This window comes from Rhodospirillum rubrum ATCC 11170 (assembly GCF_000013085.1).
In the GTDB taxonomy this organism is placed as follows: Bacteria; Pseudomonadota; Alphaproteobacteria; order Rhodospirillales; family Rhodospirillaceae; genus Rhodospirillum; species Rhodospirillum rubrum.
In genome coordinates, this window is record NC_007643.1 from 2,251,259 (window position 1) to 2,276,306 (window position 25,048).

Consider the following 25,048-nt stretch of genomic DNA (forward strand, 5'->3'; position numbering starts at 1 on the left):
ACTCGGAACTCCTCACATGCGAAAGACGCCGAACGTCGTTTCGGCAACGGGGGCGTTGAGAGCGGCGGAGATCGACAGCCCGAGAACCATCCGGGTATCGACGGGATCGACGATCCCGTCATCCCACAACCGGGCACTGGCGTAATAGGGATGTCCCTGGGTTTCGTATTGGGCGCGCAGCGGCTGTTTGAAGGCCTCCTCCTCGACCTCCGACCAAGGCGTTCCCTGGCTTTCCAGGGCGTCGCGGCGAACCTGGGCCAACACGGTGGCCGCCTGTTCGCCGCCCATCACCGAGATGCGGCTGTTGGGCCAGCTCCACAGCAGGCGCGGACCATATCCCCTTCCGCACATGGCGTAATTGCCCGCTCCGAACGACCCGCCGATCAACACGGTGAACTTGGGCACCCGGGCGCAGGCGACGGCGGTCACCATCTTGGCGCCATCGCGGGCGATGCCGGCGCTTTCGGCCTTGCGGCCAACCATGAAGCCGCTGATGTTTTGAAGGAAAATCAAAGGGATGGCGCGTTTGGCGCAGAGTTCGACGAAATGGGCCCCCTTGCGCGCGGCGTCGCCAAACAGAATGCCGTTATTGGCGACCACCCCCACCGGATAGCCAAAGACATGGGCGAAGCCGCAAACCAGCGTCGGCCCGTATAGCGCCTTGAAGGCGTCAAGGCGCGACCCATCGACTAGGCGGGCGATGACCTCGCGCACGTCATAGGGCTTGCGGGTATCGGTGGGGATGATGCCGTAAAGCTCGGCCGGATCATACAGCGGCTCTTCGGGCGGACGCAGGGCCAGCCCGACGCGTTTGGTGCGATTGAGGGTGGCGACGACGCGGCGCGCCAGGGCCAGGGCGTGGCGGTCATCCTCGGCGTAATGGTCGGTCACCCCGGAAATCCTGCAATGGACATCGGCGCCGCCCAGGTCCTCGGCCGAAACCACCTCGCCGGTGGCGGCGCGGACCAGCGGCGGACCGCCGAGAAAGATGGTGCCCTGGTCGCGCACGATGATCGCCTCGTCGCACATCGCCGGAACATAGGCGCCACCGGCCGTGCAACTGCCCATGACCACGGCGATCTGCGGAATGCCCGCCGCGCTCAGCATCGCCTGATTATAGAAAATCCGGCCGAAGTGATCGCGATCGGGAAAGACCTCGTCCTGGCGCGGCAGAAAAGCACCGCCGGAATCGACCAGATAGACGCAAGGCAAGTTGTTCTCGCCGGCGATCTCCTGGGCGCGCAGGTGCTTTTTGACGGTCAGCGGATAATAGGTGCCGCCCTTGACCGTGGCGTCATTGGCGACGACCACGCAGTCCACGCCCTCAATGCGGCCGATCCCGGCGATCAGGCCGGCGGCCGGCACGGCATCGTCATAGACGCCATGGGCGGCGAACTGGCCGATCTCCAGGAAGGGCGAGCCGATATCAAGCAAGGCGCGCACGCGTTCGCGCGGCAACAGCTTGCCGCGTCCCTCGTGCCTTTCGCGGGCGGCGGCACCGCCCCCGGCCTTGATCGTCGCCACCTGACGTTTCAGATCGTCGACCAGGGCGGTCATCTTCAGATGGTTGGCGCGGAAATCGGCCCCATGCGGATCGATCGCGCTTCTGATCACGCTCACAACGCTCCCCTCCCCTGACCGGCCCTTTAATCGGGCTCCTTGGCGATGATTCGCGGCACTCTGTCATCGGTCCGCCGCGCCAAAAAGGCCGGCGCCGGTTCGCGGTTTCCCTTACCAGCCCCCCTTAGCCAGCCAGGTATCGACCATGTCAAGGCGGTCGGCCCCCCAGAACGGCTCGCCATCGACCAGGAAGAACGGGGCGCCGAAAACCCCGTCGCGCCGGGCCTCCTCCACTTCTTCGACCAAACGGCCCTTCCACGCCGGATCCTCGACCACCGACAACAGCGCCCCCCGGTCATGGCCACGCTCGGCGGCGATATCGGCGACGACCAGACGGTCGGAGATATCGCGTTCATCCTGGAAATAGGCGCGAAACAGCGCCAGGGCGTAATCAATCGCCGCCGCCTCGCCGATCTCGCTCAACCACAGGAATCCCCGCGCCGCCGCGGCGGTCGGCACCGGGAATTTCGCCGGTAGATCGCCTTCCAGGCCATGCAAGCGCAGGCAGCGGACGAAATCGCGGCGGAAGTAGTCGCTTTTGATCGGCTGGTTGATCAGGGGGCGGTTGCCGCTTTCCTTGAACAGCGGCCCGAGAAGAATCGCCCGCCAGCGGACATCGCGGCCGTAGCGGGCGGCCAGATCGCCGATCCGTTCGGCGGCGATCCAGCTATAGGGGCTGGAAAAGTCGAAATAGAAGGTCAAAGGCTCGGGCATTGGCGTCTCCTCCCTCCTGTTGGCTTTTCTTATCCGGCCGCAACACCGGCTTATGGTGGAAAGGCGGCGGGCGTTTCACACTTTATCATAGATGCGATACGATCAATAATCGGCAAGGTAGACGATTGGCGGATTTTTTCTTATGTCGATTGGGGTCTACCAGGGCACCTCGCCACCGTCATAGGCCAGGAAGCGGCCGCTATCGGTGGTGGCCAGGGCGGCGATCACCCGGCGCAGGCCGGCGATCGACTCCCCGGCGTCGATGTCGCCATCGGGACCGCCCATATCGGTGCGCACCCAGCCCGGATGGAGGGCGGCGACGACGATGGCGCGATCGGCCAGATCGGCGGCGAGGCTGCGGACCACGGCATTCAGGGCGGCTTTGGACGAGCGGTAGATATAGGCGCCGCCGGCGCTATTGGCCGCCATCGACCCCATCTTCGAGGACAGATAGACGGCCTTCGCCGCCTCGGCCCGCTCGAGATTGGGCAAGATCGCCTCGGTCAGCTTGAGCGGAGCGATGGTATTGACCACCAGGGTTTCAAGCCAAACGCGGCTGTCGACCTCGCCCAGATCCTGTTCGCTGTGGCGTCCGCCATAAACGCCGGCATTGTTGATGAACAGATCGACGGGCTGGTCCCCCACCACCGCGCCGAAGCCGGCGACGGCGGCCAGATCGGCCACGTCAAGGGGCAGGACCTCGGCGCCAAGGGCCAGAAGATCGCCAGCCTTGCCGGGATCGCGGCAGGTGCCGATCACCCGATGCCCTTCCTGGCGATACTGCCGGGCGAATTCCAGGCCCAGGCCACGATTGGCCCCGGAGATAAGAATGGTCGACATGGGCGTCTCCTTGAGAAGCGGACCGATGGGGAGGCGGCGGCGCGCTGCGGGCGGGGAACGCCGACGGTCGCTTTTTCCGCCCAAAGCGCTATGACGCAAGTTCCACGGCCATCGCCGTCGCCTCGCCGCCACCGATGCACAGCGAGGCCACCCCCCGCGTCAAACCCCGCTGGCGCAGGGCGTTGAGCAAGGTGACGATGATCCGCGCGCCCGAGGCGCCGATCGGATGGCCCAGGGCGCAGGCTCCACCATGAACGTTCAAACGCCCGGGGTCGAGACCGAGGTCGCGCAGCGCCACCAGGGCGACAACGGCGAAGGCTTCGTTGATCTCCCACAAATCCACCTCGTCGCGCCGCCAGCCCACCCGCGCCAGCATCCGTTCGATCGCCCCGACCGGCGCGGTTGGAAACAATTCGGGTTCGGCCGCATAGGCCGCATGGCCGCGCACCACGGCCAAGGGCCTCCATCCCGCCCGGTCGGCCACCGAGGCCCGGGTCAGCACCAGCGCCGCCGCCCCATCCGAGATCGACGAGCTATTGGCCGCCGTCACCGTCCCGCCCTCGCGGAAGGCCGGCTTCAAGTGGGGGATGCGGTCGGGATTGGCCTTGATCGGCGCCTCGTCGGTCTCGACCAGATGATCCTCGCCGCGCTCGCGCACGACCACGCTCACGCATTCCCGCGCCATCACGCCGTCGGCGATGGCGCGCTTGGCCCGCAACAGCGACTCGAGGGCGAAGGCGTCCTGCTCCTCGCGACTGAACCGATAGCTTTGCGCCGTATCCTCGGCGAAGGTTCCCATCAGCCGGCCCCGGTCATAGGCGTCTTCCAGTCCATCAAGGAACATGTGATCGACCACCTGACCATGGCCCAACCGATGGCCGCCGCGTGCCTTGTCCAGAAGATAGGGGGCGTTGGTCATGCTTTCCATGCCGCCGGCCACCATCACCTCGGCGGCGCCGGCGGCCAGGGTATTGCAAGCCAGGATCGCCGCCTCCATCCCCGACCCGCACATCTTGTTGACCGTGGCGCAGGGCACCGCCCACGACAGCCCCGCCGCATGGGCGGCCTGACGGGCCGGCGCCTGCCCCTGGCCGGCGGGCAGAACGCAGCCCATGATCACCCCGTCAACGCGATGCTCCGCCCCCTCCAGCCCGTCCAGCGCGCCGCTGATCGCCCTCGCCCCCAGTTCGGGCGCGCGCAAGGACCCCAGCGATCCCATGAAGGCGCCAAGCGGCGTGCGTTTGGCGCCGACAATCACCACCGGATCACCGGCGGAAAACGGGAAGGCGCTGGGGGCGGCAGACGACATGACGGCTCCTTGCGTCAGAAAAACGCGGCTCAGCGGCGGGCGGGCGCTGCGAAAAGGCTGCGATAAAGCCCGTCAAGCTCGGCAAGTGGCGGGTGGTCATCCGACAGATCCCCCCCCTTCGCCCGCGAGGCCTCGAAAACGCTGTCGATCCAGCCATCCAGCACCGGGTGACGGCGCTCGGCCGGCGGCCCGACCTCCAGCGCGTCCAGCAAGGGAGCGGCCTCGGCGGGCAGGGAGGCGCCGGCGCGCAACCGCGCCCAGTCGGGGGGCGGCGGGGCGTTCTTGCCCAGGATCCAATCGACGGCCATCAGGGCGCGCAGGGTATGCATGTATTTGATCCGCGCCGCCTCGCGCGGTTCATCGGGGAAATAGGCGTTCATCGCCGCCTTGGCGACCCCCAGGTAATGGCCAAGCAACGTGCTGCGGGCATAGCCGCGCGTCGCCAGGGCGAGGAAAGCCTCGCGGAAATCCGCCCGCGCGCCCGGTCCGTCGATCACCGGCGAGGCCAGCCATTCCCAAACCACGGCATTCGACCGCAGGGCCATGCGCAACACACGCCGAGCATCCCAGCCGACAACGGCGGGCATATCGTCGGTGGCGTCGAGGTGCAAGATATCGGGCGGTTCGACCAGCCCGAGATAGGCCTGGGCCGGGCGGATGAAAACGCAGGCGCAGACCACGGGCGCCGACACTCCGTCATCGGGCAGCCCCCAGGCCAGCGGCCCGGTCAGCGCCGCATGGGGCAGGCTCACCCCCTCGGCCTCGGCGAAGGCGGCGACGGCGCGGGCGGCGGCAGGGCCAAGGGAGTCCGCGACCGGTCGGGACAGGGTGGGGAGCGGGCTTGGGCTAGTCACGGCGTCGACCATGCGGACGACCCTCCTGGAAAATGGGGCGGGTCGGACGGGTTCAGGCGGTTTCGCCAAACAGCGCGCGGCCGATCAGCATCCGCCTGATTTCGCTGGTGCCGGCGCCGATCTCATAGAGCTTGGCATCGCGCAACAGCCGTCCGGTGGGATAGTCGTTGATATACCCATTTCCCCCCAGACACTGAATGGCTTCCAGGGCCATCCAGGTGGCTTTCTCGGCGGCGAACAAAATCGCCCCGGCGGCGTCCTTGCTGGTAGCCTTGCCGCGATCACAGGCCTGGGCCACGGCATAGACATAGGCTTTGCAGGCGCAGAGCGTCGTATACATATCGGCGAGCTTGCCCTGCATAAGCTGGAACGAGCCGATCGCCCGGCCGAATTGCTGGCGTTCGTGGACATAGGGCAGCACGGCGTCGAGACAGGCCTCCATGATGCCAAGCGGCCCGCCGGCCAGCACCAGCCGCTCGTAATCCAGGCCGCTCATCAGCACCTTTACGCCCTCGCCGACACCGCCCAGCACGTTCTCGGCCGGAACCTCGCAGTCCTCGAAGACCAATTCGCCGGTGTTAGAGCCGCGCATGCCCAATTTGTCGAGCTTGGGCCCGGTGGTGAAACCTTTCCAGCCCTTTTCAACGATAAAGGCGGTGATGCCGCGCGATTTCAGATCCGGGTCGCTTTTGGCGTAGACCACCAGGACATCGGCGTCGGGGCCATTGGTGATCCACATCTTCGAGCCGTTGAGCACGAAGGTGTCGCCCCGGCGCTCGGCCCGGGTGCGCATCGACACCACATCCGATCCCGCCCCCGTCTCGCTCATCGCCAGGGCGCCGACATGGGTGCCAGCGATCAATCCGGGCAGATAGCGTCGCTTCTGCTCGGCGCTACCATTCAGGCGCAGTTGGTTGACGCAGAGATTGGAATGGGCGCCATAGCTCAGGCCGACACTGGCCGAGGCCCGGCTGATCTCCTCCATCGCCAGGCAATGGTCAAGGTATCCCATCCCCGCCCCGCCGTCGCTTTCCTCGACGGTCAGCCCAAGCACCCCCAAGGCGCCCATCTTGGGCCAGAGGTCGGCGGGAAAGGCGTTGGCGCGATCGATCTCGGCGGCGCGCGGGGCGATTTCCGCCCGGGCGAAAGCGCGCACCGAGGCGCGCAGCATCAGGGCGGTTTCGCCCAGATCAAAGCTCAGCGACGGATACTCCATGGCTTCGCGCCCTCCCCGGACGGTTGACGACCTTCCGGCCCCTCGATCGGCCAAAAACCCTGGCACCCCGAAGACCCCGGAAAGGGACAAGCCGGCATGGCCCCCGCTTTGGCGCGGGTTGTGCGCAAGGCCCGCTTGTCCGCTCCTCCCTTGTAACGGGACTCAGGCTATCTTCCGTTTACGTAAACGTCAAATTCCTTTTCGTCCCCCGCCCTTCCCCCCCCAAGGCTTGCCCAAGGCTTGGCGGCCGGTGATGGCGGAGCGTGCCAATCTGGCCCAATTGGGGTATAAGACGGGAGGACGACACCAAGACTTAGGACTCCATGGACCTTTACCGCACAGTTATCGGCGCCATTCTGGGTGACGGCGATGTCGTGGCCTCGCTGCCCTTGCCGCTGCGCCCCGGCGGGCGGCGGCTGTCGGGGATGATTCCGGGCGATGGCCGGCGACGGTTGAACCGCGCCTTGCGCCGCCTGCTACCCCGGCTGCGCCTGCTTGAAGCCAGCACCATGCCCGCCGAAGCGCGCAAGCTTCAGGAGGCGAGCGCCGCCGAGGCCTTGGCCGATCCCCAATTGGTCGAACGCGGCTGGGCGATCTTTCAGGCGGCTTGGCAGGCCGGCCTGATCGTCGTCCTCGATCTCAAGAACCAGCCCATCCCCCATGGCGGTCGCGGCGAGGTGACGGCCTGTAGTCGCCTGACCATGGCCCAGGTAGAAAAGGAACTGGTGACGGCGACGGCGCGCACCATTTTCGCCGATAACGAAGGCGTCTTTCAGAAGATCGAAGGGGCGCTGCGCGGCCTGGCGGATCTGCCCAAGCTGCGCATTCTGGCGGAAATGGATTCGTTGCGTCTGGAGGAATTGCGCGAGGCCTTCGGTCACCGTTTCGAAAGCACGCTGTTTGGCCTGGAGCTGGAGCAGCTTTCGGCGATCGCCACCCTGTCGCCCCATGCCCTCCATGCCCTGCGTCAGGCCATGGGCCGCGACTTCCTGGAAATCACCCGCTGGGAAGCCGACCATGTGCGCGCCCTGTCGGAAACCTTCCAGGTGGTCGAGCAGTACCGCGACCTCGGCCCCTATGTCATTGCGGTGACCAATCCGCAAAGCATCCGGGTGATCGGCCAGTGGGACACCCGCGATATCACCGAGCGGGTGAATGCCGCCCGCATCCAGCAAGGCAAGGAACGCCTGAAGGGCCGGCGCTATGAAACCGATATCGCGGTGATCCGCCATGTCATGGGCAAGCATTTCGAAGGCTTGCTGGAACGCCCGCCCGAGTTGCTCGACGCCATCGGCCGGCTGGCCGCCGCCACCCGCCTGCTTGCCGGCGGCGACCGCGCCGACCGCGTCGAACAACTGGGGCAATTCGCCGAGCGCTATCTCGACTATCTGACCACCGACACCATCAAGGCCCTGCGGCTGACCACCACCAATCCCCGGGTGCGCGGCGATGTCGACGCCGATCCCAATGCCAATCCGTCGTTCGGCGAGGTCTTGCGCCTGCTTGATGGCTTGTGGAACAAGAAGGGCTTCGGCCGGCTCTTCTTCGAGGGCCCCTTCCAGACCCCCAAGGGGGCCAAGGCGATGGCCGGATTGGTTCAGGATTTTCTGGTGATGAAACAACGCGGCTCGGTCAAGGGCGAGGAGGTCGAAAAGATCTTGTCGACCACCGAACTTCTCGATCGCTCGCTGAGGGGCGTTTTCGCGTGACCCTCTCCCCGGTCAAGACCGGCGAGCGCCTGCGCCTGCGCCTGAAGCTTTGCAACTTCGCCGCCATGGGACCGGGCAAGGCCGATTTGCTCGACGCCCTGGAAGACACCGGCTCGATCTCGGCCGCCGCCCGGCGCACCGGGCTTTCCTATCGCAAGGCCTGGATGCTGATCGACGAGTTGAACCGCGCCTTCCGCGATCCCTTGGTCAGCACCGCCTTTGGCGGCGCCGGCGGCGGCGGCGCCCGGCTGACCCCGACTGGGGCGACGGTTCTCGCCGCCTATCGCCGGCTTGAACAGCTGGCCGCCCAGGCCGGCGCCGATGAAATCGCCCTGATCCAGTCGCTGGTGGCCGAGGAACCCGCCCCGCCCCCCGCCGCCGAGCCCCCGTCAGGCGACGAGTCCGCCTGACGGGTCGGGCGTGGCTTACGCCACGCGGGACCTGATCGGTCTCGCCCTCCAGGATCGGGCTTTGGCTAACCCCGGTGATCAGGCCGGCGAAACGGACCCTCGGGGACGATCGAGCGAGAGGCGCAAAACCATCACTCATGCCGTCCTTCTTTTAGGATCGAAGGCGGTAGCGCCCTGCGCTCTACGAAATACTGCGCGGGCGTACTCCCCAGCGCCTTCTTGAACATCGTGATGAAGGCGTTGACCGACTCGTAGCCCAGCTCGGCGGCAACGGTGTGCACCGACGCCCCACCGGCCAGTTGGCGAAGCGCAACGACAAGGTGCAATTGCTGCCGCCAGCGTCCGAAGGTCAAGCCCGTCTCCCGGATCATCAAACGGGCCAGCGACCTCTCGCTCATCGCCACGCGCTTGGCCCATTCGGCCAAGGTGCTGCGGTCGGACGGGTCGACCGTCAGAGCGTCGGCTATCGCGCGGATCTTCGCATTGCCGGAGATAGGCAAGTTGAAGCGCTCGCGCGGCATGTCCACCAGTTCATCAAGAGCCACCCTCGCCAGCCGGGCCGCATGGCCATGCGAAGGATAGTCGGCAGGCTCGCGCGCCAACCGGTCGACCATTTCCCGGATCATGGGCGAGATCGACAGGGTACAACACTCCTCGGGTAGCTTCGCCGCCCCCGGCTCCACAAAGAGATAGGTAAGCCGGGCATTCGCCGTCGCCCGGGCGCTATGGGGTACCCCGCCCGGTATCCAGACTGCGCAGTTGGGCGGCACGATCCAGATCTCGTTGTCCGCCGTGCAGGTGACCGCCCCATGCAGCGCGAGGATCAACTGGCCTTTGCGATGCTCATGCATCGGCACTTCCGCTTGGTGGTCGGCGAAGTCGAGCTGACGGGCGACCGCCGGCCGATCCGTGAGATCGGGGTCGAAAACAGCGACGGCGGATCGTGAGAGGACCATGTTTGGCAGCTTTTAGATATTTTTTGACAGAATACCGAATTTATCTACTTTTGCAAGACGGTGATAATAGCTCGCATGAGCATCTCACCTCCTGCCAACAGATCCCCAGAGCGAACCGACACCGCCAGAGCCGGCGCGGTTTGGCATTTCTTACGAGCCCCCGCCACCAAGGCGGACGCGGATGCGGCGCTCTTCTCGGTGAAGAGTTTCGCCGCGGCGATGCTGGCCTACTACATCGCGCTGCGTATCGGCCTTCCCAAGCCGTTCTGGGCCATCGTCACCGTCTATATCGTCTCGCAGACCTCGGCCGGCGCGTCGCTCAGCCGCGGGGTCTATCGCTTGGCCGGGACGATTGCCGGTGCCGTGGCGACGGTGGCAATCGTTCCGAATGTCGTGAACGATCCGATCGCCTGCAGCGCGGCTCTCGCCTGCTGGATCGGTCTTTGCCTGTTTTTCTCGCTGCTTGATCGCACGCCAAGGGCCTATGCCTTCGTTCTTGCCGGTTACACGGCGAGCCTGATCGGGTTCCCCAGCGTTCTTGATCCAGGCGCGGTCTTCGATACGGCCTCGGCGCGGGTCCAGGAGATCTCGATCGGCATTCTTTGCGCCGTTCTGGCGCATCGTTACGTCCTGCCAAAGCCCATGACCGGCCAGTTCACCGGCAAGCTGTCGGCAACATTGCGCTACGCCCGGTGGCTGGCGGGGGACGCGCTGAACGGAACGCGCGGGGAAAACCGTCACGACCGCACCCAACTCGCGGTGGACCTGCTCGCGCTGCAGGGTCTTGCGACGCATCTGCCCTATGACGCGGCCACAGCGTCGCCGCGTCGCGAGAAGCGGCGCCTGATCCATGACCGGCTTGCCCGGCTCCTTCCGCTCGCAACCGAGATCGAGGAGCGGATTCACTGTCTCGGCGCCGGGGGCTATCAGGCGCCCGAGGATCTGATCGACCTGCTCGGCGCCGTCGGAACCTGGATCGCCTCTGTCGATCTGGGCGAACGGGAAGGCGGCGCGATCGCTCTGATCGCCCGCGCCCGCTTGATCCAGAAACGCCTCGGCGCGGACGCCGCGATGCCTGGCGACAGGCTCGCCGCCAATCTCGCCGGTCATCTGGCCGAGATGATCGGTCTGCTTCGGGACTGCGATCGGCTTGGGCAGACCATCGCGACCGCCGACCGCCCGCGCGAGAGGGCCTCGCTCCACGGGCCCCGGCGGGCGAAGGGCTATGTCTATCATCGTGATCCCTGGATGGCCGGCCGGGCCGCCTTGGGCGCCATCGTTGGCATCCTGATCGGTTGCGCCTTCTGGATCTGGTCGGCCTGGCCGGAGGGCGGAACGGCCGTCTCGATTTTCGGCGTATGCTGCACCCTGTTTGGCAATGTCGACGCGCCAGTCCCCAACGTCCTCAAGTATATGGTCGGCTTGATCTATGGGGTGGCGATCAGCCTCGCCTACAACTTCGTCATCCTTCCCCAAGTCACGGACTTCGCCGTTCTTGTCGCGGTGCTCGCCCCGGCGTTCCTGTTCGCGGGCTCTCTGCAAGCCCGTCCCCCAACGACCTTCCTGGCGCTTGGCATCACCCTCACCATTCCGATCCTCTCGGGCCTGGGCACCGCCTATGCCGGCGACTTCGCCGCCTCCCTCAACACCGTCATCGCCGTCTTTATGGCGATCGGATTCGGCATGGTGAGCATGTCCCTGTTCCAGACCATACCAGTCGATGCGGCGATCACCCGGCTGCTTCACTTAAGTCGGAGGGACGTCAGCCGACGGGCGCTCGGGGGGGCGCCCAACGAAGCGCACTGGACGAGCCTGATGATCGATCGGACGGCGCTGCTCCTGCCCAGAGTGCGCGCCTCCCGGAACACCCATTGGGACCTCCTCGACGATACGCTGCGCCATCTGCGCCTCGGGCACGCCGTTGGTCAGCTGCGCAAGACGATCCCGCAGCTCAAGGGCGAAGTGGGCAACGAAGTGAACGACCTTCTTTGCGCGATCGCCGCAGGCTTCAGCGCCAAAGCCCCGAGGGGACCGGTCGATCCCCTCGAGTTTGATCGGCGCATCGACACGGTGACGACGAGGGTCGCGGGCAGCGCGATCAAGACCCGCTTGCGGGTGCTCGATCTGCTCCTCGACCTGCGATTCGCGCTCGGATCTAGCAACACGGCGGACGGGACTCCCACCCCATGATCGTTGATCTCACTCTTGGCGGCGTCCTTGTTCCCGGGCTGCTGGGGCTCGCGCTCATCGCCCTCGTCGCCACCATCGCGGTGATCCGCCTCCTCTCCGTCGCCGGCCTTACCCGCCTCTTCGTGTCGCGGCCGCTCGTCGAGATCGCCACCTTCGCCCTCATTTACGCTCTGCTCGTGCGGCAGTTGTCATCGATCGGACTATGACCTTGAAGCCTGTTCTCTCCCTGCTCGGCCGCTATGCCCTGACGCTTTGCCTCGTCGCCGGCGCCACCCTCATCGCGTGGGAAGCCTGGAGCCGCTCCGAGCGGACTCCCTGGACACGCGACGGGCGGGTGAGCGCCGATGTCGTGCGGATCGCCCCGGAAGTCTCCGGCACCGTCAGCGCCGTACCCATTCGGGATAATCAATATGTCCATCGCGGGGACATTCTCTATGGGATCGACCCCGAGCGGCTGCGGCTCGCGGTGGCGGTGGCGGAGGCCGACCTCGAAGCAAAGCGCCAGGATATGCTCGTTCGTCAAGCGACGGCGCGGCGGCACGGTCAACTCCGCGATGTTGTATCACAAGAAGCCGTCCAGCAAGCGGGCGGAGCGGCGGCGGTGGCCAGCGCCGCCTATCAGGCCGCGCTGGCCACCCTCGATCTGGCCAAACTCGACCTCGCCCGCGCGACCGTGCGCTCGCCGGTCGATGGCTATGTGATCAATCTGCGGCTGCGGCCCGGCGACTACACGACAGCCGGCGTGACGACGGTCGCCGTCCTCGACGCCGCCCGATTCTGGATCACCGGCTATTTTGAGGAGACCAAGATCGGACAAATCCGCGTCGGCAGTCCGGCGCGGATCAGGCTGATGGGCTTTGATCGGCCGGTGTCGGGCCATGTCGAAAGCATCGGTCACGGTATCGAGAACGGCAACGACGCGCCCGGCCCTCTCGGCCTGCCCACTGTGGCGGCGACCTTTTCCTGGGTGCGTCTCGCCCAGCGCATCCCGGTCCGCATCCACGTCGATCAGGTGCCTCTTGATGTCGCACTGGCGGCAGGCATGACGGCGACCATCGAGATCATCCCGGCGGCCGGCGAGCCGGCCGTGGGGAACCGGCGCTGAAAAACGCGCGTCCCTTCCTCTGCGTCCCCCCGCTCGCGACCGACCCGACGCCAAAGCCTCGGGAAAACGCCCATGCCGATTTTTGTTAAAAAAAGCCACCTCCCATTGTATTCCCTGATTGGTTGTCTTAGGTAAATTTACGTATCTTAGATTGCTCTTTAGGGCGAAGATCGTCCGGCAAGGGAGGCGATATGGCAGGCGATCGCGAGTTATGGGCGCGGCGGCGGTTGATCGCCTTGGGATGGGATCAAATCGGCGCCGGGATCGACGGTCTCGAAGCCGATCTGCGGCGGACCGGGACCACGCCCGACGCCATCCTGGGCATCGCGCGCGGCGGGCTGGTGCTGGCCACCGCCCTGGCCAACCGCTTCGCCGCCCCGCGGTTTGGCATCGTTTCGGTGATCCGCAACCAGACCGCCGGACCGTTCGCCCACCGGGGGGCTCCCGCTATCGCCTGGGTCGCCCCCGGCCTTGAGCTGTATGCCGACCAGGTGGTGGTGGTCTGCGACGATATCGCCGGCGATGGCGGCACCCTGCGCGCCGTCGCCGCCGCCCTCGCCCCGGTCCGGCCGCGACGGATCATCAGCGCCGTTCTGGCGCGCAACCGCGCCTGCGCCGAACCGCCCGACCATTGGGCGATCACCGTCGATGACTGGGTGCTGTTCCCCTGGGAACCGCCCTCGGCCGAGAGGGGCCTGCCGGTGGTCGCCGCCACGCTTGACGGCTCGGGGGAGGCGGGACGATGAACGGGCTGGCGGCGATGATCCTTGATCGCGACGGGACGACGCTCGACTTCAGCGCCATGTACCTCGCCTTCATGAACGGCCTTTATCAGCGCGCCGGCCTTGAGGCGCCAAGCGCGGCCGACCTGCTGCGCTATGAAACCTGGGAGCGGATCATCGCCGGCGAGCTGTGGATCGGCACCCAGCGGGTCCTAGACATCGTCGATGACATTCCGCGCCGCCACATGGATCACGGCCTGCTTTTCCCCGGCGTCGCCCAGGGATTGCGCCGGGCCCGGGCCGATGGCCTGCGCCTTATCCTGGTCAGCGCCTGGGTGGGAAGCGCGGCCACCCGCGCCTTGCTCGCCCGTGAAGGCGTGCTTGACGCCTTTTGCGCCGTCTGGACGGCCGATGACCTGGGCGATCTGCCCGCCAGCACCTCGCCGGTACCGGTCAAGCAGATGCTCGTCGAGCGCGCCGTCGCCCACCTTGGCGTCGATCCCGAACACTGCCTGATGGTCGGCGATTCCCCCGATGACATCCTGGCCGGCGCCCGCCTGGGAATGCGAACGGCGATGGTGCGCACCGGCAACGGCGCCCGTTTCGCCGATATCATCCTTCCCGCCCCCGACCTTGTCGCCGACAGCCTGACCCAATTGCTCGCCCGGCTTTATCCGCCCTCCCCCCTCGCCTCCCACGCTCCGTAATTCCCTCCGTTCTCTGTCGCCAAGGAGTCCCCCCATGCCCCACTCCCCAACGCAGCGCCGCGCCATCGTCTTGGTCAGCGGTGGCCTTGATTCCACCACCACCCTGGCCATCGCCCAGGCCGAGGGCTTCACGGTCAACGCGCTTAGCTTCAGCTACGGCCAGCGCCATGCCGTGGAACTCGAGGCCGCCCGCCGGGTCACCCAGGCCTTCGCGGTGGAGCGCCATGTCATCGCCACCATCGATCTCCGCCAGTTCGGCGGCTCGGCCCTGACCGACAGCATCGGCGTTCCCAAGCAGCGGTCGCTGGAAACCATGGGCGCGGGCATCCCCGTCACCTATGTGCCCGCCCGCAACACCGTGTTCTTGTCCTTCGCCCTCGCCTGGGCCGAGGTGCTGGAGGCCAACGACGTGTTCATCGGCGTCAATGCCCTCGATTACAGCGGCTATCCCGATTGCCGGCCCGAATATATCAGCGCCTTCCAGACCATGGCCAATCTGGCGACCAAACGCGGCGTCGAGGGAACGGGGGTTCTGACGATCCACACGCCGTTGATCGCCCTGACCAAAGGCCAGATCATCCGGCGCGGCCTTGATCTGGGGGTCGATTACGCGCTCACCCACAGCTGTTACGACCCCTCGGCCGAGGGTGAGGCCTGCGGCACCTGTGATTCCTGCCTGCTGCGCTTGAAGGGCTTCGCCGAGAACGGCCTGGAGGATCCGGTGCGCTATGTCGGGGCGCGGTCACGGGCGGCGGGGTGAGCGCGATGATCGAGGGATTGCGCAGCGGCCTCAGCTTCGACGACGTGCTGCTGGTTCCCGGGCGGACCCGGGCGCGCAGCCGCGCCGATATCACCCTTGCCAGCCGCTTCTCCCGGCGCATCGCCTTGGCCTTGCCGCTGGTCTCGGCCAATGTGCCGTGGTGCACGCAAGCGCCGATGGCGATCGCCCTGGGCCGCTTGGGCGGGCTGGGCGTTCTTCACCGCATGTGCGCCATCGAGGATCAGGAACGTCAGGTCGCCCTGGTCAAGGCGGCGCCCGTCGATGGCGAAGACGCGGCGCGGGCAACCGTCGATGACGGGGGCGCCCTAATCGCCGCCGCCGCCGTCGGCGCCAAGCCCGAGGATCTGGAGCGCGCCGACCGCTTGGTGGCGGCGGGCTGCGACGCCCTGGTCGTCGATATCGCCCATGGCCATGCCGATTACGCCCTCGATACCATCGCCGCGCTGAAAAGCCGCCATCCGCAAATTGATGTCATCGGCGGCAATGTTGCCACCGCCGAGGGCACGGCCGATCTGATCGCCGCCGGGGCCGATGCCATCAAGGTCGGCATCGGTCCGGGCGGCATCTGCACCACCCGGCGGGTGGCCGGGGCCGGGGTGCCGCAGATGACGGCGATCGCCGATTGCGTCGGCGTCGCCCGCGCCCGGAACGTGCCGGTGATCGCCGATGGCGGCATCCGCTTCTCGGGCGATATCGTCAAGGCCCTGGCCGTCGGCGCCGCCTCGGTGATGCTGGGCAGCCTGCTGGCCGGAACCGATGAAAGCGCCGCCGTCTTCATCGACCACCAGGGGCGGCGCTGCAAGGCGACCACCGGCTTCGTCACCCTCGGCGTCGGACTGACCCGCAAACGCCTGCGCGGCGAGAAGATCAACGCCGAGGATCTCGACGCCTATGTCGCCGAAGGGGTGGAATCGACCTTCGAGGCCTCGGGTCCGCTGGCCCGGCTGATCGGTCAGCTTGCCGGGGGGATACGCTCGGGCGTCAGCTATGGCGGCGCCCTGAGCATCGCCGAACTTCAGGACAAGGCCCGCTTCATCCGCGTCAGCGAAGCCGGGCGGGCGGAAAGCCGCCCCCATGCCCTGGACCGCGCCCCCGCCCCGCCCCCCGATTACGCGAGGCTGTTCGTCGAGGAGGAGGCCTGAGCATGTTCGGCCGGAACCCTGCGCGCGGCCCCGACCCCGGCGATGGTGAAAGCCTGTGGATCCAGGAAGTTTTCTACACCTTGCAGGGCGAAGGGCCGTTTTCCGGCCAACCCAGCGTCTTCGTCCGCACCGCCGGCTGCAATCTGCGCTGCGCGTGGTGTGACACGGATTTCGAATCCTCGGCCTGGAAACCACCCTTGCCCGAGCTTCTGGCCGTGATCGACAGCCGCCGTCCCCGGGTTTGTGATCTGGTGGTGCTGACCGGCGGCGAGCCGCTGCGCCAGGAGGTCGGCCCGCTGGTCCGCGCCCTGCTGGCTCGGGGCCTGCGCGTGCAGATCGAGACCAATGGCACGCTATGGCGCGACCTGCCCTTCGGCCCCGGCCTCAGCATCGTTTGCAGTCCGAAGACCCGCACCCTCGATCCCCAGTTGGTGCCCAGGATCGACGCCTTCAAATATGTGATCGCCGCCGGTGAAACCGATCCCACCGATGGCTTGCCCGCCCTGTCCACCCAGCACCCCGGGCGGGCCGAACGCCTGTTCCGCCCGCCCCCCGGGGTACCGGTGTTCGTCATGCCGCGCGACGACCATGGAACACCCGCGCGGCCCGGCCGGGGCGAAGACGATAACTTGGCCGAAGCGGCGGCCTCGGCCCTGCGCTTTGGCTATCGCCTATGCGTCCAGGTCCACAAAATCCTGAAGATCGCCTAGGTGTTCCGTCCGGCGGACGGGGACACGATCGCGCGGGATCGCGCAGTGCCGTCATCGCACGGTATTCAGTTTCAACCGATCCGCTGAGACAGTTCGATTTCTGCTCCGATCGATGTGGACACATAGCCCTGGTCGGGAGCACGCACGAGGGAGAGATAGTCTGGGCTGTGATCGGCGTTATCGGCGACAATAATCGCCCCCGGCCGCAGACGGCCTCCCACCAAGCGCAGGATGTCGGGATAGAGGGCTTTGGCACCATCCAGAAACAACAGGTCGATGCGCTCGGGCAGACCCTCGGCCAGGGTCCGTAGCGCATCACCTTCGCGGATCTCGACCAGATCGGCCACTCCGCCCGCGATCAGATTATCCTGTGCCCGCGCCGCCTTGGAGGGTTCAAACTCAGTGGTGATCAGATGACCGCCGCCATTGTCACGCAACGCTGCGGCCAGATGCATGGTCGACAGGCCGAATGAGGTGCCGAACTCGACGATGCTGCGTGCCCCGCAGCTTCGCGCCAGGATGTACAGCAACCGACCGGTCTCTTTCGACACGGCGAGGGGGGCATTCTTCAGCCGGGAGTAGAAGTCGGCATAGTCGGTCCTGCTTCGCATTAATCGCGCCAGTTCTTCGGCGGAAACGTTTGCCAGAGCCGGATCGGCGAGCGGCGACGTCGCTGCCGCATCTTCGAACAAGCGCTCCAACAGAGGGGCAAGCGGGAGGGTGGTCAGGGTATTGTTCATGTCGATCTCCGATCCAGGGTCGACGCATCCTTGCGCCGGATCAAAAATACGACTAAATCGTCATGTTTCCGATTCGCATTGGCCAACCCCCATGACCGATCATCGAAAACCTCTGATTACTCAGCGAAAACAGCCCCGTCAGGCCCGCTCAAACGATCTGGTTGCCGCCATCCTGGAGGCGGCGGCTCAGGTTTTGACCAGGGACGGCGCTCATCGTTTCACCACCGCCCGGGTGGCCGAGAAAGCGGGAGTCAGCGTCGGATCGCTCTATCAGTATTTCCCTAACAAGGCGGCGATCCTCTTCCGCCTTCAGAGCGACGAATGGCGGCAGACATCCGAGATGCTGCACACCACTCTGGGGAATGCGGAGAAACCGCCGCCCGAGCGACTGCGTACCCTGGTTCACGCTTTCATTCGTTCGGAATGTGAGGAGGCAGCGACGCGCCTTGCGCTCAGCGATGCCGCCCCCCTTTATCGTGATGCGCCCGAAGCGCGGCAAACGCGTGAGGCGGCACAGCGCATGGTCCAGACGTTTCTCCGCGAGGCGCTGCCGGAGGCCGCCGAGTCCACGCGGGCTTTGGCTGGCGATCTGATCACCATGACGCTGGCCTCCGTGGGAAAGCAGTTTTCGAGCGCGCCCCGCACCCCCGCCGAAATCTCCGCTTACGCCGATGCGCTGGCTGACATGTTCTGCGCCTATCTGGGACTCCTGAACGGTCGCGACAAAGGCTGATCTGTCCCACAGGGAACAGAGCGGCCCCTTCGCGCCTCTATACGGAATACGAATGGTCTGTGATCGAGCCTTTGCTGCCGAACAAGCCGCGCGGGGGTCCGCGCATCGATGACCGGCGGGTCCTCAATGGAATTCTGTGGCGCTTTCGCACCGGATCGCCGTGGGCGGAGATCCCCGAGCGCTACGGCCCGCCGACCACCTGCTACCTCGCCGACAAGGGTTATGACAGCAACGCCATTCGCGCCCTGGCCGCAGAGAAACAGTTCCGGGGTATTGCCACTCGTTACGACAAAGACCCGCTCAATGTCCTTGCAGCCATTAAACTCGTCGCCCCGCGGATTTGGTGTCAGCCGTAATGAGTCCACGGCCTAACCTTCCTCTCCCCCCAGGGCGCGGTCGATGGCGATAGCGGCGTGATCGAGGAAGGCCAGCGGGTCATCAAGCCCGGCCAGGGTGTCGGGGGTTATCGCCTGGGGCAGCTCGGGATCGGCAAGCAGCCGCTCCAGGAACGAGGCGCCGCCCGTCGCCGCCGCCAGGGCGTGGCCCTGGACCAACCGATAGGCGGCCTCGCGGCTCATGCCGGCGCCCACCAAAACGAGCAGGGCCTTTTGCGACCAGCAGCTTTGGCCATAGCGCGCCAGATTCTCGGCCATGCGCTCGGGATGGACGGTCAGGCCCTCCACGATCGCGGCCAGACTGTGCAGGGCGTAATCAAGGACAAGGGTGGTATCGGGCGCCACCACCCGTTCGACCGAGGAATGGCTCATATCGCGCTCATGCCACAGCACCATGTTTTCAAGCGCCGGGACGACGCCGGCGCGCACCACGCGGGCCAAGCCGCAGAGTGTTTCGCAAAACAGCGGATTGCGCTTATGGGGCATGGCCGAGGATCCCTTCTGGCCGCTGGGAAAGGGCTCCTCGACCTCGCCGATCTCGATGCGCTGCAGATTACGGATCTCGGTGGCCAGCCGCTCGACGGCGCCGGCGATGACGGCAAGGACGGCGAAGAAAACCGCGTGGCGATCGCGCGGCACCACCTGGGTGGCCGCCGTTTCCACCGCCAGCCCGAACTGCGCGGCGACTTGCGCCTCGACCTTCGGATCGACGGTGGCATAAGTGCCGACGGCGCCGGCGATCTTGCATACGGCGATTTCCCGCAAGGCCCAGGCCAGCCGCGTCCGCGCCCGCTGGAATTCGGCAAGATGGCCAGCCAGTTTCAAGCCGAAGGTGGTGGGCTCGGCGGCCATGCCATGGGTCCGCCCCAGGCAGGGCGTGCGGCGGTGGCGGCGGACCTGGTCCTCCAGGGCGGCGATCATCCGCGCCAACCCGTCCTCAAGGATCGCGCCGGCCCGGGTTAGTTGCAAGGCTAGCGCCGTATCAAGGATATCCGACGAGGTCAGGCCGTAATGGAGATAGCGCCCCTCCTCGCCCATCTGGTCGGCGATATGGGTCAGGAAGGCGATCACCTCGTGGCGCAGGGTGGCTTCCAGCCGGTCGATCGCCGCGCTGTCGATGCGGGCGCGGCGGACGGCCAGGGCGGCCTCGGCCGGCACCACGCCCAGGGCCGCCTGGGCGTCCAGCACGGCGGTTTCGATCTCCAGCCACAGCCAATAGCGGCTTTCGCGCTCCCAAACAGCGGCCATCTCGGCCCGGCGATAGCGCCCGATCACCGTTCGCCCCGCCGGTCCAGGATATCGAAGGTATCGGGACCGGTGCCGATCAGCGTCACCGGGGCGCGGCAGGCGTCTTCGACCTGGTCGATGAAGGCGCGGGCGGCGCGGCTCAGGCGATCAAACGGCCGGCCGCGACACTCGGGATCGATGCGATCAAGGAAGGTCAGGGCGATATCGGTCGGGGCGTTGATGCGGGCGGCGCGCCCCGCGGCGGCGAAATCGAAGGTGCCAACCCGGCGCGGCCGGCCGGTCACCGTGCCCTGTTCAAGGAAGCCGCGCGCCTCGATCTCGGCGCGGGGCAATTCGGTGGGAAAGGGTCCGCCGCCGACCCGGGTGGGAAAGGCCTTGAAGGCCAGAACCACCCTATTGATGCGGGTTGGCCCCAGGCCGACATCGGCGGCGATGGTCGCCGCCGTCGAATCCTTGCCCACCGTATGCGGATAGGTGCCGTAAAGCACCGACAGCAAAAAACCGTTGGTGCCTTCGATCAGCACCTTGCGCCCGTCATCAAGGGCCTGATTGAGCAGTTCGGCGACATCGGCCAGATAGGGGGCGAGAGCGGCCACCTCGCCGGCCAGCCGCCCCCGGCGTAGGGCGCGATCGGCCAGACAGGGGCCATGGCCGCTGCCGGTCGACCCGATGGTGGTGGTCAGATGGGGATCCTCGCGGTCGGTCCGGCGATGGGCCTCGTCGATGATGCTGGCCCGGGGATCGAGTCCAACCCGTCGCCCCGCCCCCAGATCGGCGACCTCGGCCAGGAAAACCGCCGGATTGACCATCACCCCGGCCCCCAACAGCAAGGTGGTTTGCGGGCGGACGACGGCGGCGGGAAGCTGGCGCAATTTCAAGGTGGTTCCGGCCGAAACCACCGTATGGCCGGCCCCGGGCCCCAGACCGGCGCGCGCCGCCACGTCGATGCCGTCGGTCAGGCTGAGATAGGCGGAAATCTTGCCCTTGGCCTCGTCCCCCCACTGGCCGCCGGCCACCACGGTGCAGCACCCCACCATCCCATTTCTCCCGATGACCCGCCCCGATCGATAATACACGCATAGCGATAATTATCGTTGTTCACACTTTATACGTTGACAGTCTTGTGGATTCAACCGATAAAAAATCTCTTTTTGCGACCCAGACGTGTTCTTTCCCGCTTCCCCCGATCAGGACAAGGAGACAGTCGATGAGTGATATCGTGAGCTTCGTGAAGACCCATCTGCAGGGCGCGATCGACGGGCTGGACGAGGCCAAGGCCGTCGAATTGGCCGGACAATTGACCTCGGAGGTCAGCGCTGAAGTGGCCGGCGAAGCCGCCTCGGAAGCCACGTCCGAAGCGGCGGCCGAAGCCTCGTCGGAAGCCGCGTCCGAAGCGGTTGGCGAAAGCGCCGGCGAAGCCACCGGGGAAAGCGCCCGTTTCCGCTAAGCCCCGCCCCCACCGTCCTCCCCGGGGGCCGCGCTTGGCCGTGGCCCCCGCCCCCCCAGCGCCCTTTCCCCCGCCGGACGGAGCCGCGCCGTGACCTGTCTCGCCCCGTCGTTTTCCACCGAGCTTGCTCACCGCCTGGCGGCCGGCGCCCCCCTCCCCGCCGCCGATCTGGCCGAGTTGTTCCGGCTGGCCGAACCGCCGACGCCAGAGGCCGACACCCTGCGCCATGGCCTTCAGGCCCATCTTCTGGCGCGCACCCTTGAGCATGCGCGAACCAACACGGCGTTCTATCGCCGCGACCCGGCCTATCACCACTGGCGCCCGCAGGGGACCGGGGGCGCGCCGTTTTTGGATGGCCTGCCGGCGATTGATCGCGCCCAGGTGGTGGCCCATCACGGCGAAATCCTCGCCACAGACGTCACCTTGCGCTCGATCTGCCATACCTCGGGCACCACCGGCACGCCGCTCGACGTCTATAAATCCTTCGAGGAATGCCGGTTCATCGCCGATTATTTCAACGCGATGTTCGAGCCGCTACGCCGCATGCTGCCCAGCCTGCCGCTCTCGCTGTCCTTCCCCAACAATTACCACGGCGTGCCGCTGCCGATGCCCGGGCTGGGCATGGGCTTCGTCGGCGGAGTGACCGATGACACGCTGATCCTTGACGCCCGCCGGCTGATCGACACCCCCTATGCCCTGCCCGGCCATGACAGCCGCATCCGCTTCCTGTCGGGGCTTGGTCACCATGTGTTGCTGTTTACCAGTTGGCTTCAGGAATGCGGCGTCGATCCCGCCAGTTACGGCTTCGGCGCCGTCAGCGTGACCGGGGGATACATGGCGCCGCAGTGGATGGGGTTTTTGCGCGAAAGCTGGAAATGCCCGGTCAACAACCGCTTCACCCTGACCGAAACCGTTGGCGGCGCCTCGCGGCTTTACGATCGCGACCGCTTCGTCGTCGATCCCTTCCTGATCATGGAAGCCCTGGCCCCTGACGACGACACGGCAATCGCTAGCGGGATCGGCCGTCTGGCGATCACCAACCTCCATCCCTTCGTGCAGATGCAGCCCTTGATCCGCTATCTGACCGGCGATCTGGTGCGTTGGATCACCCCGCCCCTCGGCCGGCCGCAGTTCGACTTCCTTGGCAAGCAAAAGAACTGCCTGCGCGATCCCTTCGCCGCCGCCCCGTCGTGGCTGGTGTTTTCGGCCGTTCTCAACGACATCCTCAGCGATATTCCCGATATCAACGTCTACGATTGGTTCTCCAATGTCCGGGTGGTTCACGACCGCAGCGTCGGCTCGCTGCCGCTGATCGCTGTTAGCAGCCAAACCGACGAGGATGGCGGGCTGACCATCGTTTTGGACATCGAACTGCGCTACGCCCCGGCCACCCGGCGGGCCCGGCTGGCCGAGATCGAGCGGACGATCGTGGAGCGGCTGCGCGCCACCCCCGATACCACCCTGGCAATACGCCTGGACGAGGGGCGGGTCCGCTTGCGCATCGATTACAAGGCGCCGGGCCAGCTTCGCTCGCCGATCGTCATCAAGATCTGACCGCCGGGCGGCCCGTCCGCCCGCCCTCGGGAGACGCTGCGATGGCCCCATCCCTGCTTTTTGAAGCCGTTCTCGCCCAGCCCGGACAGGGTGTCGGCCGCGCCTGCGCCCTGCTCTGCGCCCTTGGCGCCGAAGTCTTGTTGCCCGGGGCGGTCTCGATCAGCCTGCGCTGCTCCAAAGCCTTGGCCGATCGCCTGGGGCCCGACCGCCTGATCCAGGCCGATGCCGTGGTGCGCAAGCGCTATGACCTTGCCCAGGATCAACCCTGGCTGTGCTCGGATGGCCCTGATCCGACGCTAATGCGCGTGGCCTTGCCCGCGCTTGCCGAGGGGGTCAGCGGCTTTGTGCGCATTCCGCCCTGCGCCGCCCAGCCGCCGCTGCCCGGCCGGCCGATCCACGCGCCGCGCCCGCCGCTGTCGCCGCTGCCCCCGGACGTACCCTATTTCCATTTACAGGCACCCGAGGATCTGAGCGCCCTGCTCGGCGCCCGAGACCTTCACCAGCGCGGGGAGACCGGCCGGGGGGTGCGGGTGGCGGTGGTCGATAGCGGCTTTTACGCCCATCCCTGGTTCGGCAGTCGCGATCTTGGCGTTCGCGTGTTGCTCGCCCCCGGGGCCCGGGCGCCGGCTTGCGACGAAATCGGCCATGGCACCATGGTCTGCGCCGCCTTGTTGTCGCTGGCCCCGGGCGCCCAGGTCACCCTGGTCAAACAGAACGGCGACGACGAGGTTTTCGTCGCCTTCAAACTGGCGCTGAGCCTATCGCCCGACATCGTCCAGAATACCTGGGGCTACAGCTTGGCCGAGGGACGGCTGGGAGCGGCCGAAGACCTGATCGCCGCCACCTTGGAAGACGCCATCGCCCGGGGGATCCTGGTGGTTTTCGCCGGTGGCAACGGCGGTCTGCTGTATCCGTCGCAGCGGCCCGAGGTTCTGGCCATCGGCGGCGTCTTCCAGGGGGAAGACGGCGCGCGACAGGCGGCGAGCTACGCCAGCGGCTATCTCAGCAAACTGTTCCCCGGCCGTCGGCTGCCCGATTTCTGCGCCCTGGTCGGCATGGCGCCGATGGGGGTCTATCTGGCGATGCCGACCCAACCGGGCGGACAGATCGACCGCGCCTTCGCCCAACAGCCCTATCCCGAGGGCGACGATACGCCGCCGACCGACGGTTGGGTGGTGATCAGCGGCACCTCGGCGGCTTCGGCCCAGGTCTCGGGCCTCCTCGCCCTGCTGCGCGCCCGCGCTCCCGGCTTGTCCCAGGAACGGGCGCGGGCGCTTCTGGCCAAAACGGCGCGCGCCGTTCACCACGGCGCCTCGGCCCAGGGCAACCCCGCCGGACCGGGCCAACCCAATGTGGCGACCGGCTATGGTCTGGTCGACGCCCAGGCCGCCTTTGAGGCGCTTCCCTCGGTCATCGATACGATCCCCCCTTGATCTCCAGGCGCCACCTCCTCATCTACCATCCAAATGGATGGTTCAAGGATGGTGGTGGGATGGAAAACAAAGTCGTATCGATTCATGAGGCGCGGCCCAAGCTGAGCGACAGCGAGAAGATCACCATCAATCTCGGCCCCGTCGATCTCGGACAGATCGACTTGCTAGTGCGTGAAGGGTTTTATTCCAACCGCACCGATCTGATCCGCACCGCCATCCGTAACCAGATCGACCGCCATGCCGATGTCGTGCGCCGCACCGTCGAGCGCGGCGATGTCGATCTGGGCCTGCGCCATTTCTCGCGCGCCGATCTGGAAGCGATCCAGGCCGAGGGGCGGATGATCCACATCCGGGTGCTGGGGCTGGCCAGCATCGCCCGCGATGTCACGCCCGACTTGGCGCGCGCCACCATCGCCAGCCTCACCGTTCTTGGCGCCTTGCAGGCAAGTCCCGAGGTCAAGGCCGCCTTGGCCGACCGTAGCGCCTGATCGCCTTTTGCCCCCCTTCGCGCCT

Annotated in this window: 26 protein-coding genes; 16 read left to right on the forward strand and 10 right to left on the reverse strand. The window is 66.6% G+C overall.

The genetic code is table 11. The features are described from left to right. Window positions 1-12: 12 nt before the first annotated feature. The 6 genes from RRU_RS10075 to RRU_RS10100 form a co-directional block, all read right to left on the reverse strand. On the reverse strand, window positions 13-1,620 hold the full coding sequence (locus tag RRU_RS10075) for a propionyl-CoA carboxylase (protein ID WP_011389696.1): 1,608 nt from the start codon (window positions 1,618-1,620) through the stop codon (window positions 13-15). A gap of 111 nt (window positions 1,621-1,731) precedes the next feature. Beyond that, entirely contained in the window at window positions 1,732-2,334 is a 603-nt protein-coding gene (locus RRU_RS10080; RefSeq protein WP_011389697.1) for a 2-hydroxychromene-2-carboxylate isomerase, read from the reverse strand. A 156-nt stretch (window positions 2,335-2,490) separates the two neighbouring features. After that, window positions 2,491-3,174: an SDR family oxidoreductase gene (locus RRU_RS10085; RefSeq protein WP_011389698.1), complete on the reverse strand. Its 684-nt coding sequence runs from the start codon at window positions 3,172-3,174 to the stop codon at window positions 2,491-2,493. Between the two features lie 88 nt (window positions 3,175-3,262). Beyond that, a complete protein-coding gene (locus tag RRU_RS10090) occupies window positions 3,263-4,483 on the reverse strand; it encodes an acetyl-CoA C-acyltransferase (protein WP_011389699.1) in 1,221 nt (406 codons plus the stop codon). Between the two features lie 29 nt (window positions 4,484-4,512). After that, window positions 4,513-5,349, reverse strand: coding sequence for a nucleotidyltransferase domain-containing protein (locus RRU_RS10095; protein ID WP_011389700.1), 837 nt, complete (start codon window positions 5,347-5,349; stop codon window positions 4,513-4,515). Window positions 5,350-5,389: 40 nt separating this feature from the next. After that, window positions 5,390-6,553, reverse strand: a complete 1,164-nt coding sequence (locus RRU_RS10100) for an isovaleryl-CoA dehydrogenase (protein ID WP_011389701.1) — start codon at window positions 6,551-6,553, stop codon at window positions 5,390-5,392. A 323-nt stretch (window positions 6,554-6,876) separates the two neighbouring features. On the opposite strand from RRU_RS10100, the gene RRU_RS10105 reads away from it, so the two are divergent. Beyond that, complete coding sequence (locus tag RRU_RS10105; protein WP_011389702.1) at window positions 6,877-8,262, forward strand: hypothetical protein; 1,386 nt, start codon at window positions 6,877-6,879, stop codon at window positions 8,260-8,262. Continuing rightward, window positions 8,259-8,672 (forward strand): winged helix-turn-helix domain-containing protein, encoded by a 414-nt coding sequence (locus RRU_RS10110; RefSeq protein ID WP_011389703.1) that lies wholly within the window; start codon window positions 8,259-8,261, stop codon window positions 8,670-8,672. Before RRU_RS10105 ends, RRU_RS10110 begins: the two co-directional genes overlap by 4 nt. Window positions 8,673-8,803: 131 nt before the next feature. Here RRU_RS10110 and RRU_RS10115 read toward each other — a convergent pair whose 3' ends face one another. Continuing rightward, a complete protein-coding gene (locus RRU_RS10115) occupies window positions 8,804-9,628 on the reverse strand; it encodes an AraC family transcriptional regulator (protein WP_011389704.1) in 825 nt (274 codons plus the stop codon). Window positions 9,629-9,703: 75 nt separating this feature from the next. Between RRU_RS10115 and RRU_RS10120 the strand changes: the two genes are divergently transcribed. From RRU_RS10120 to RRU_RS10155, 8 genes are all read left to right on the forward strand, one after another. Beyond that, a complete protein-coding gene (locus RRU_RS10120; protein WP_011389705.1) occupies window positions 9,704-11,818 on the forward strand; it encodes an FUSC family protein in 2,115 nt (704 codons plus the stop codon). Next, the gene (locus tag RRU_RS10125; protein WP_011389706.1) at window positions 11,815-12,024 is read left to right on the forward strand and encodes a DUF1656 domain-containing protein; all 210 of its coding nucleotides are present in this window, start codon (window positions 11,815-11,817) and stop codon (window positions 12,022-12,024) included. Before RRU_RS10120 ends, RRU_RS10125 begins: the two co-directional genes overlap by 4 nt. Then, window positions 12,021-12,923: an efflux RND transporter periplasmic adaptor subunit gene (locus RRU_RS10130; RefSeq protein WP_011389707.1), complete on the forward strand. Its 903-nt coding sequence runs from the start codon at window positions 12,021-12,023 to the stop codon at window positions 12,921-12,923. Before RRU_RS10125 ends, RRU_RS10130 begins: the two co-directional genes overlap by 4 nt. Window positions 12,924-13,114: 191 nt before the next feature. Then, on the forward strand, window positions 13,115-13,669 hold the full coding sequence (locus RRU_RS10135) for a phosphoribosyltransferase domain-containing protein (protein ID WP_011389708.1): 555 nt from the start codon (window positions 13,115-13,117) through the stop codon (window positions 13,667-13,669). Further along, window positions 13,666-14,352, forward strand: a complete 687-nt coding sequence (locus RRU_RS10140; protein ID WP_011389709.1) for an HAD family hydrolase — start codon at window positions 13,666-13,668, stop codon at window positions 14,350-14,352. The genes RRU_RS10135 and RRU_RS10140 overlap by 4 nt, the downstream gene beginning before the upstream one ends. A 34-nt stretch (window positions 14,353-14,386) precedes the next feature. After that, window positions 14,387-15,112 (forward strand): 7-cyano-7-deazaguanine synthase QueC, encoded by a 726-nt coding sequence (queC, locus tag RRU_RS10145; RefSeq protein WP_011389710.1) that lies wholly within the window; start codon window positions 14,387-14,389, stop codon window positions 15,110-15,112. Between the two features lie 5 nt (window positions 15,113-15,117). Beyond that, the gene (locus RRU_RS10150) at window positions 15,118-16,275 is read left to right on the forward strand and encodes an IMP dehydrogenase (protein WP_011389711.1); all 1,158 of its coding nucleotides are present in this window, start codon (window positions 15,118-15,120) and stop codon (window positions 16,273-16,275) included. 2 nt (window positions 16,276-16,277) lie between these two features. After that, window positions 16,278-16,985 carry a 7-carboxy-7-deazaguanine synthase QueE gene (locus RRU_RS10155; RefSeq protein WP_011389712.1) on the forward strand — a complete coding sequence of 236 codons (708 nt, stop codon included), beginning with the start codon at window positions 16,278-16,280 and terminating at the stop codon, window positions 16,983-16,985. A 71-nt stretch (window positions 16,986-17,056) separates the two neighbouring features. Here the strand turns inward: RRU_RS10155 and RRU_RS10160 are convergent, their stop codons facing one another. Next, on the reverse strand, window positions 17,057-17,725 hold the full coding sequence (locus RRU_RS10160; RefSeq protein ID WP_011389713.1) for an O-methyltransferase: 669 nt from the start codon (window positions 17,723-17,725) through the stop codon (window positions 17,057-17,059). Here RRU_RS10160 and RRU_RS10165 point away from each other — a divergent pair. Together RRU_RS10165 and RRU_RS10170 are read left to right on the forward strand one after the other, a co-directional pair. Beyond that, on the forward strand, window positions 17,724-18,458 hold the full coding sequence (locus tag RRU_RS10165) for a TetR family transcriptional regulator (RefSeq protein WP_414153044.1): 735 nt from the start codon (window positions 17,724-17,726) through the stop codon (window positions 18,456-18,458). The two genes, RRU_RS10160 and RRU_RS10165, sit on opposite strands and share 2 nt — an antisense overlap. After that, window positions 18,458-18,814: a transposase gene (locus tag RRU_RS10170; RefSeq protein WP_081467696.1), complete on the forward strand. Its 357-nt coding sequence runs from the start codon at window positions 18,458-18,460 to the stop codon at window positions 18,812-18,814. Before RRU_RS10165 ends, RRU_RS10170 begins: the two co-directional genes overlap by 1 nt. Before the next feature lie 12 nt (window positions 18,815-18,826). Here RRU_RS10170 and purB read toward each other — a convergent pair whose 3' ends face one another. After that, the gene (purB, locus tag RRU_RS10175; protein WP_011389716.1) at window positions 18,827-20,128 is read right to left on the reverse strand and encodes an adenylosuccinate lyase; all 1,302 of its coding nucleotides are present in this window, start codon (window positions 20,126-20,128) and stop codon (window positions 18,827-18,829) included. Then, on the reverse strand, window positions 20,125-21,138 hold the full coding sequence (locus tag RRU_RS10180) for an adenylosuccinate synthetase (protein WP_011389717.1): 1,014 nt from the start codon (window positions 21,136-21,138) through the stop codon (window positions 20,125-20,127). The genes purB and RRU_RS10180 overlap by 4 nt, the downstream gene beginning before the upstream one ends. Before the next feature lie 170 nt (window positions 21,139-21,308). Between RRU_RS10180 and RRU_RS10185 the strand changes: the two genes are divergently transcribed. The 4 genes from RRU_RS10185 (at window position 21,309) to RRU_RS10200 (ending at window position 25,023) form a co-directional block, all read left to right on the forward strand. Next, window positions 21,309-21,548 (forward strand): hypothetical protein, encoded by a 240-nt coding sequence (locus tag RRU_RS10185; protein WP_011389718.1) that lies wholly within the window; start codon window positions 21,309-21,311, stop codon window positions 21,546-21,548. A gap of 90 nt (window positions 21,549-21,638) precedes the next feature. Beyond that, window positions 21,639-23,102: a coenzyme F390 synthetase gene (locus RRU_RS10190; protein WP_011389719.1), complete on the forward strand. Its 1,464-nt coding sequence runs from the start codon at window positions 21,639-21,641 to the stop codon at window positions 23,100-23,102. Window positions 23,103-23,143: 41 nt separating this feature from the next. Continuing rightward, entirely contained in the window at window positions 23,144-24,535 is a 1,392-nt protein-coding gene (locus tag RRU_RS10195) for a S8 family serine peptidase (RefSeq protein ID WP_011389720.1), read from the forward strand. A 59-nt stretch (window positions 24,536-24,594) separates the two neighbouring features. Then, the gene (locus RRU_RS10200) at window positions 24,595-25,023 is read left to right on the forward strand and encodes a transcriptional regulator (RefSeq protein WP_011389721.1); all 429 of its coding nucleotides are present in this window, start codon (window positions 24,595-24,597) and stop codon (window positions 25,021-25,023) included. Window positions 25,024-25,048 lie beyond the last annotated feature (25 nt).

Bases quoted from the DNA above. Each gene is read 5' to 3' on its own strand.
- RRU_RS10080 (WP_011389697.1), bottom strand. From the start codon at position 2,334: ATGCCCGAGCCTTTGACCTTCTATTTCGACTTTTCCAGCCCCTATAGC.
- RRU_RS10085 (WP_011389698.1), bottom strand. From the start codon at position 3,174: ATGTCGACCATTCTTATCTCCGGGGCCAATCGTGGCCTGGGCCTGGAA.
- RRU_RS10090 (WP_011389699.1), bottom strand. From the start codon at position 4,483: ATGTCGTCTGCCGCCCCCAGCGCCTTCCCGTTTTCCGCCGGTGATCCG.
- RRU_RS10095 (WP_011389700.1), bottom strand. From the start codon at position 5,349: ATGGTCGACGCCGTGACTAGCCCAAGCCCGCTCCCCACCCTGTCCCGA.
- RRU_RS10100 (WP_011389701.1), bottom strand. From the start codon at position 6,553: ATGGAGTATCCGTCGCTGAGCTTTGATCTGGGCGAAACCGCCCTGATG.
- RRU_RS10105 (WP_011389702.1), top strand. From the start codon at position 6,877: ATGGACCTTTACCGCACAGTTATCGGCGCCATTCTGGGTGACGGCGAT.
- RRU_RS10115 (WP_011389704.1), bottom strand. From the start codon at position 9,628: ATGGTCCTCTCACGATCCGCCGTCGCTGTTTTCGACCCCGATCTCACG.
- RRU_RS10120 (WP_011389705.1), top strand. From the start codon at position 9,704: ATGAGCATCTCACCTCCTGCCAACAGATCCCCAGAGCGAACCGACACC.
- RRU_RS10125 (WP_011389706.1), top strand. From the start codon at position 11,815: ATGATCGTTGATCTCACTCTTGGCGGCGTCCTTGTTCCCGGGCTGCTG.
- RRU_RS10130 (WP_011389707.1), top strand. From the start codon at position 12,021: ATGACCTTGAAGCCTGTTCTCTCCCTGCTCGGCCGCTATGCCCTGACG.
- RRU_RS10135 (WP_011389708.1), top strand. From the start codon at position 13,115: ATGGCAGGCGATCGCGAGTTATGGGCGCGGCGGCGGTTGATCGCCTTG.
- RRU_RS10140 (WP_011389709.1), top strand. From the start codon at position 13,666: ATGAACGGGCTGGCGGCGATGATCCTTGATCGCGACGGGACGACGCTC.
- queC (WP_011389710.1), top strand. From the start codon at position 14,387: ATGCCCCACTCCCCAACGCAGCGCCGCGCCATCGTCTTGGTCAGCGGT.
- RRU_RS10150 (WP_011389711.1), top strand. From the start codon at position 15,118: ATGATCGAGGGATTGCGCAGCGGCCTCAGCTTCGACGACGTGCTGCTG.
- RRU_RS10155 (WP_011389712.1), top strand. From the start codon at position 16,278: ATGTTCGGCCGGAACCCTGCGCGCGGCCCCGACCCCGGCGATGGTGAA.
- RRU_RS10165 (WP_414153044.1), top strand. From the start codon at position 17,724: ATGTCGATCTCCGATCCAGGGTCGACGCATCCTTGCGCCGGATCAAAA.
- RRU_RS10160 (WP_011389713.1), bottom strand. From the start codon at position 17,725: ATGAACAATACCCTGACCACCCTCCCGCTTGCCCCTCTGTTGGAGCGC.
- RRU_RS10180 (WP_011389717.1), bottom strand. From the start codon at position 21,138: ATGGTGGGGTGCTGCACCGTGGTGGCCGGCGGCCAGTGGGGGGACGAG.
- RRU_RS10185 (WP_011389718.1), top strand. From the start codon at position 21,309: ATGAGTGATATCGTGAGCTTCGTGAAGACCCATCTGCAGGGCGCGATC.
- RRU_RS10195 (WP_011389720.1), top strand. From the start codon at position 23,144: ATGGCCCCATCCCTGCTTTTTGAAGCCGTTCTCGCCCAGCCCGGACAG.
- RRU_RS10200 (WP_011389721.1), top strand. From the start codon at position 24,595: ATGGAAAACAAAGTCGTATCGATTCATGAGGCGCGGCCCAAGCTGAGC.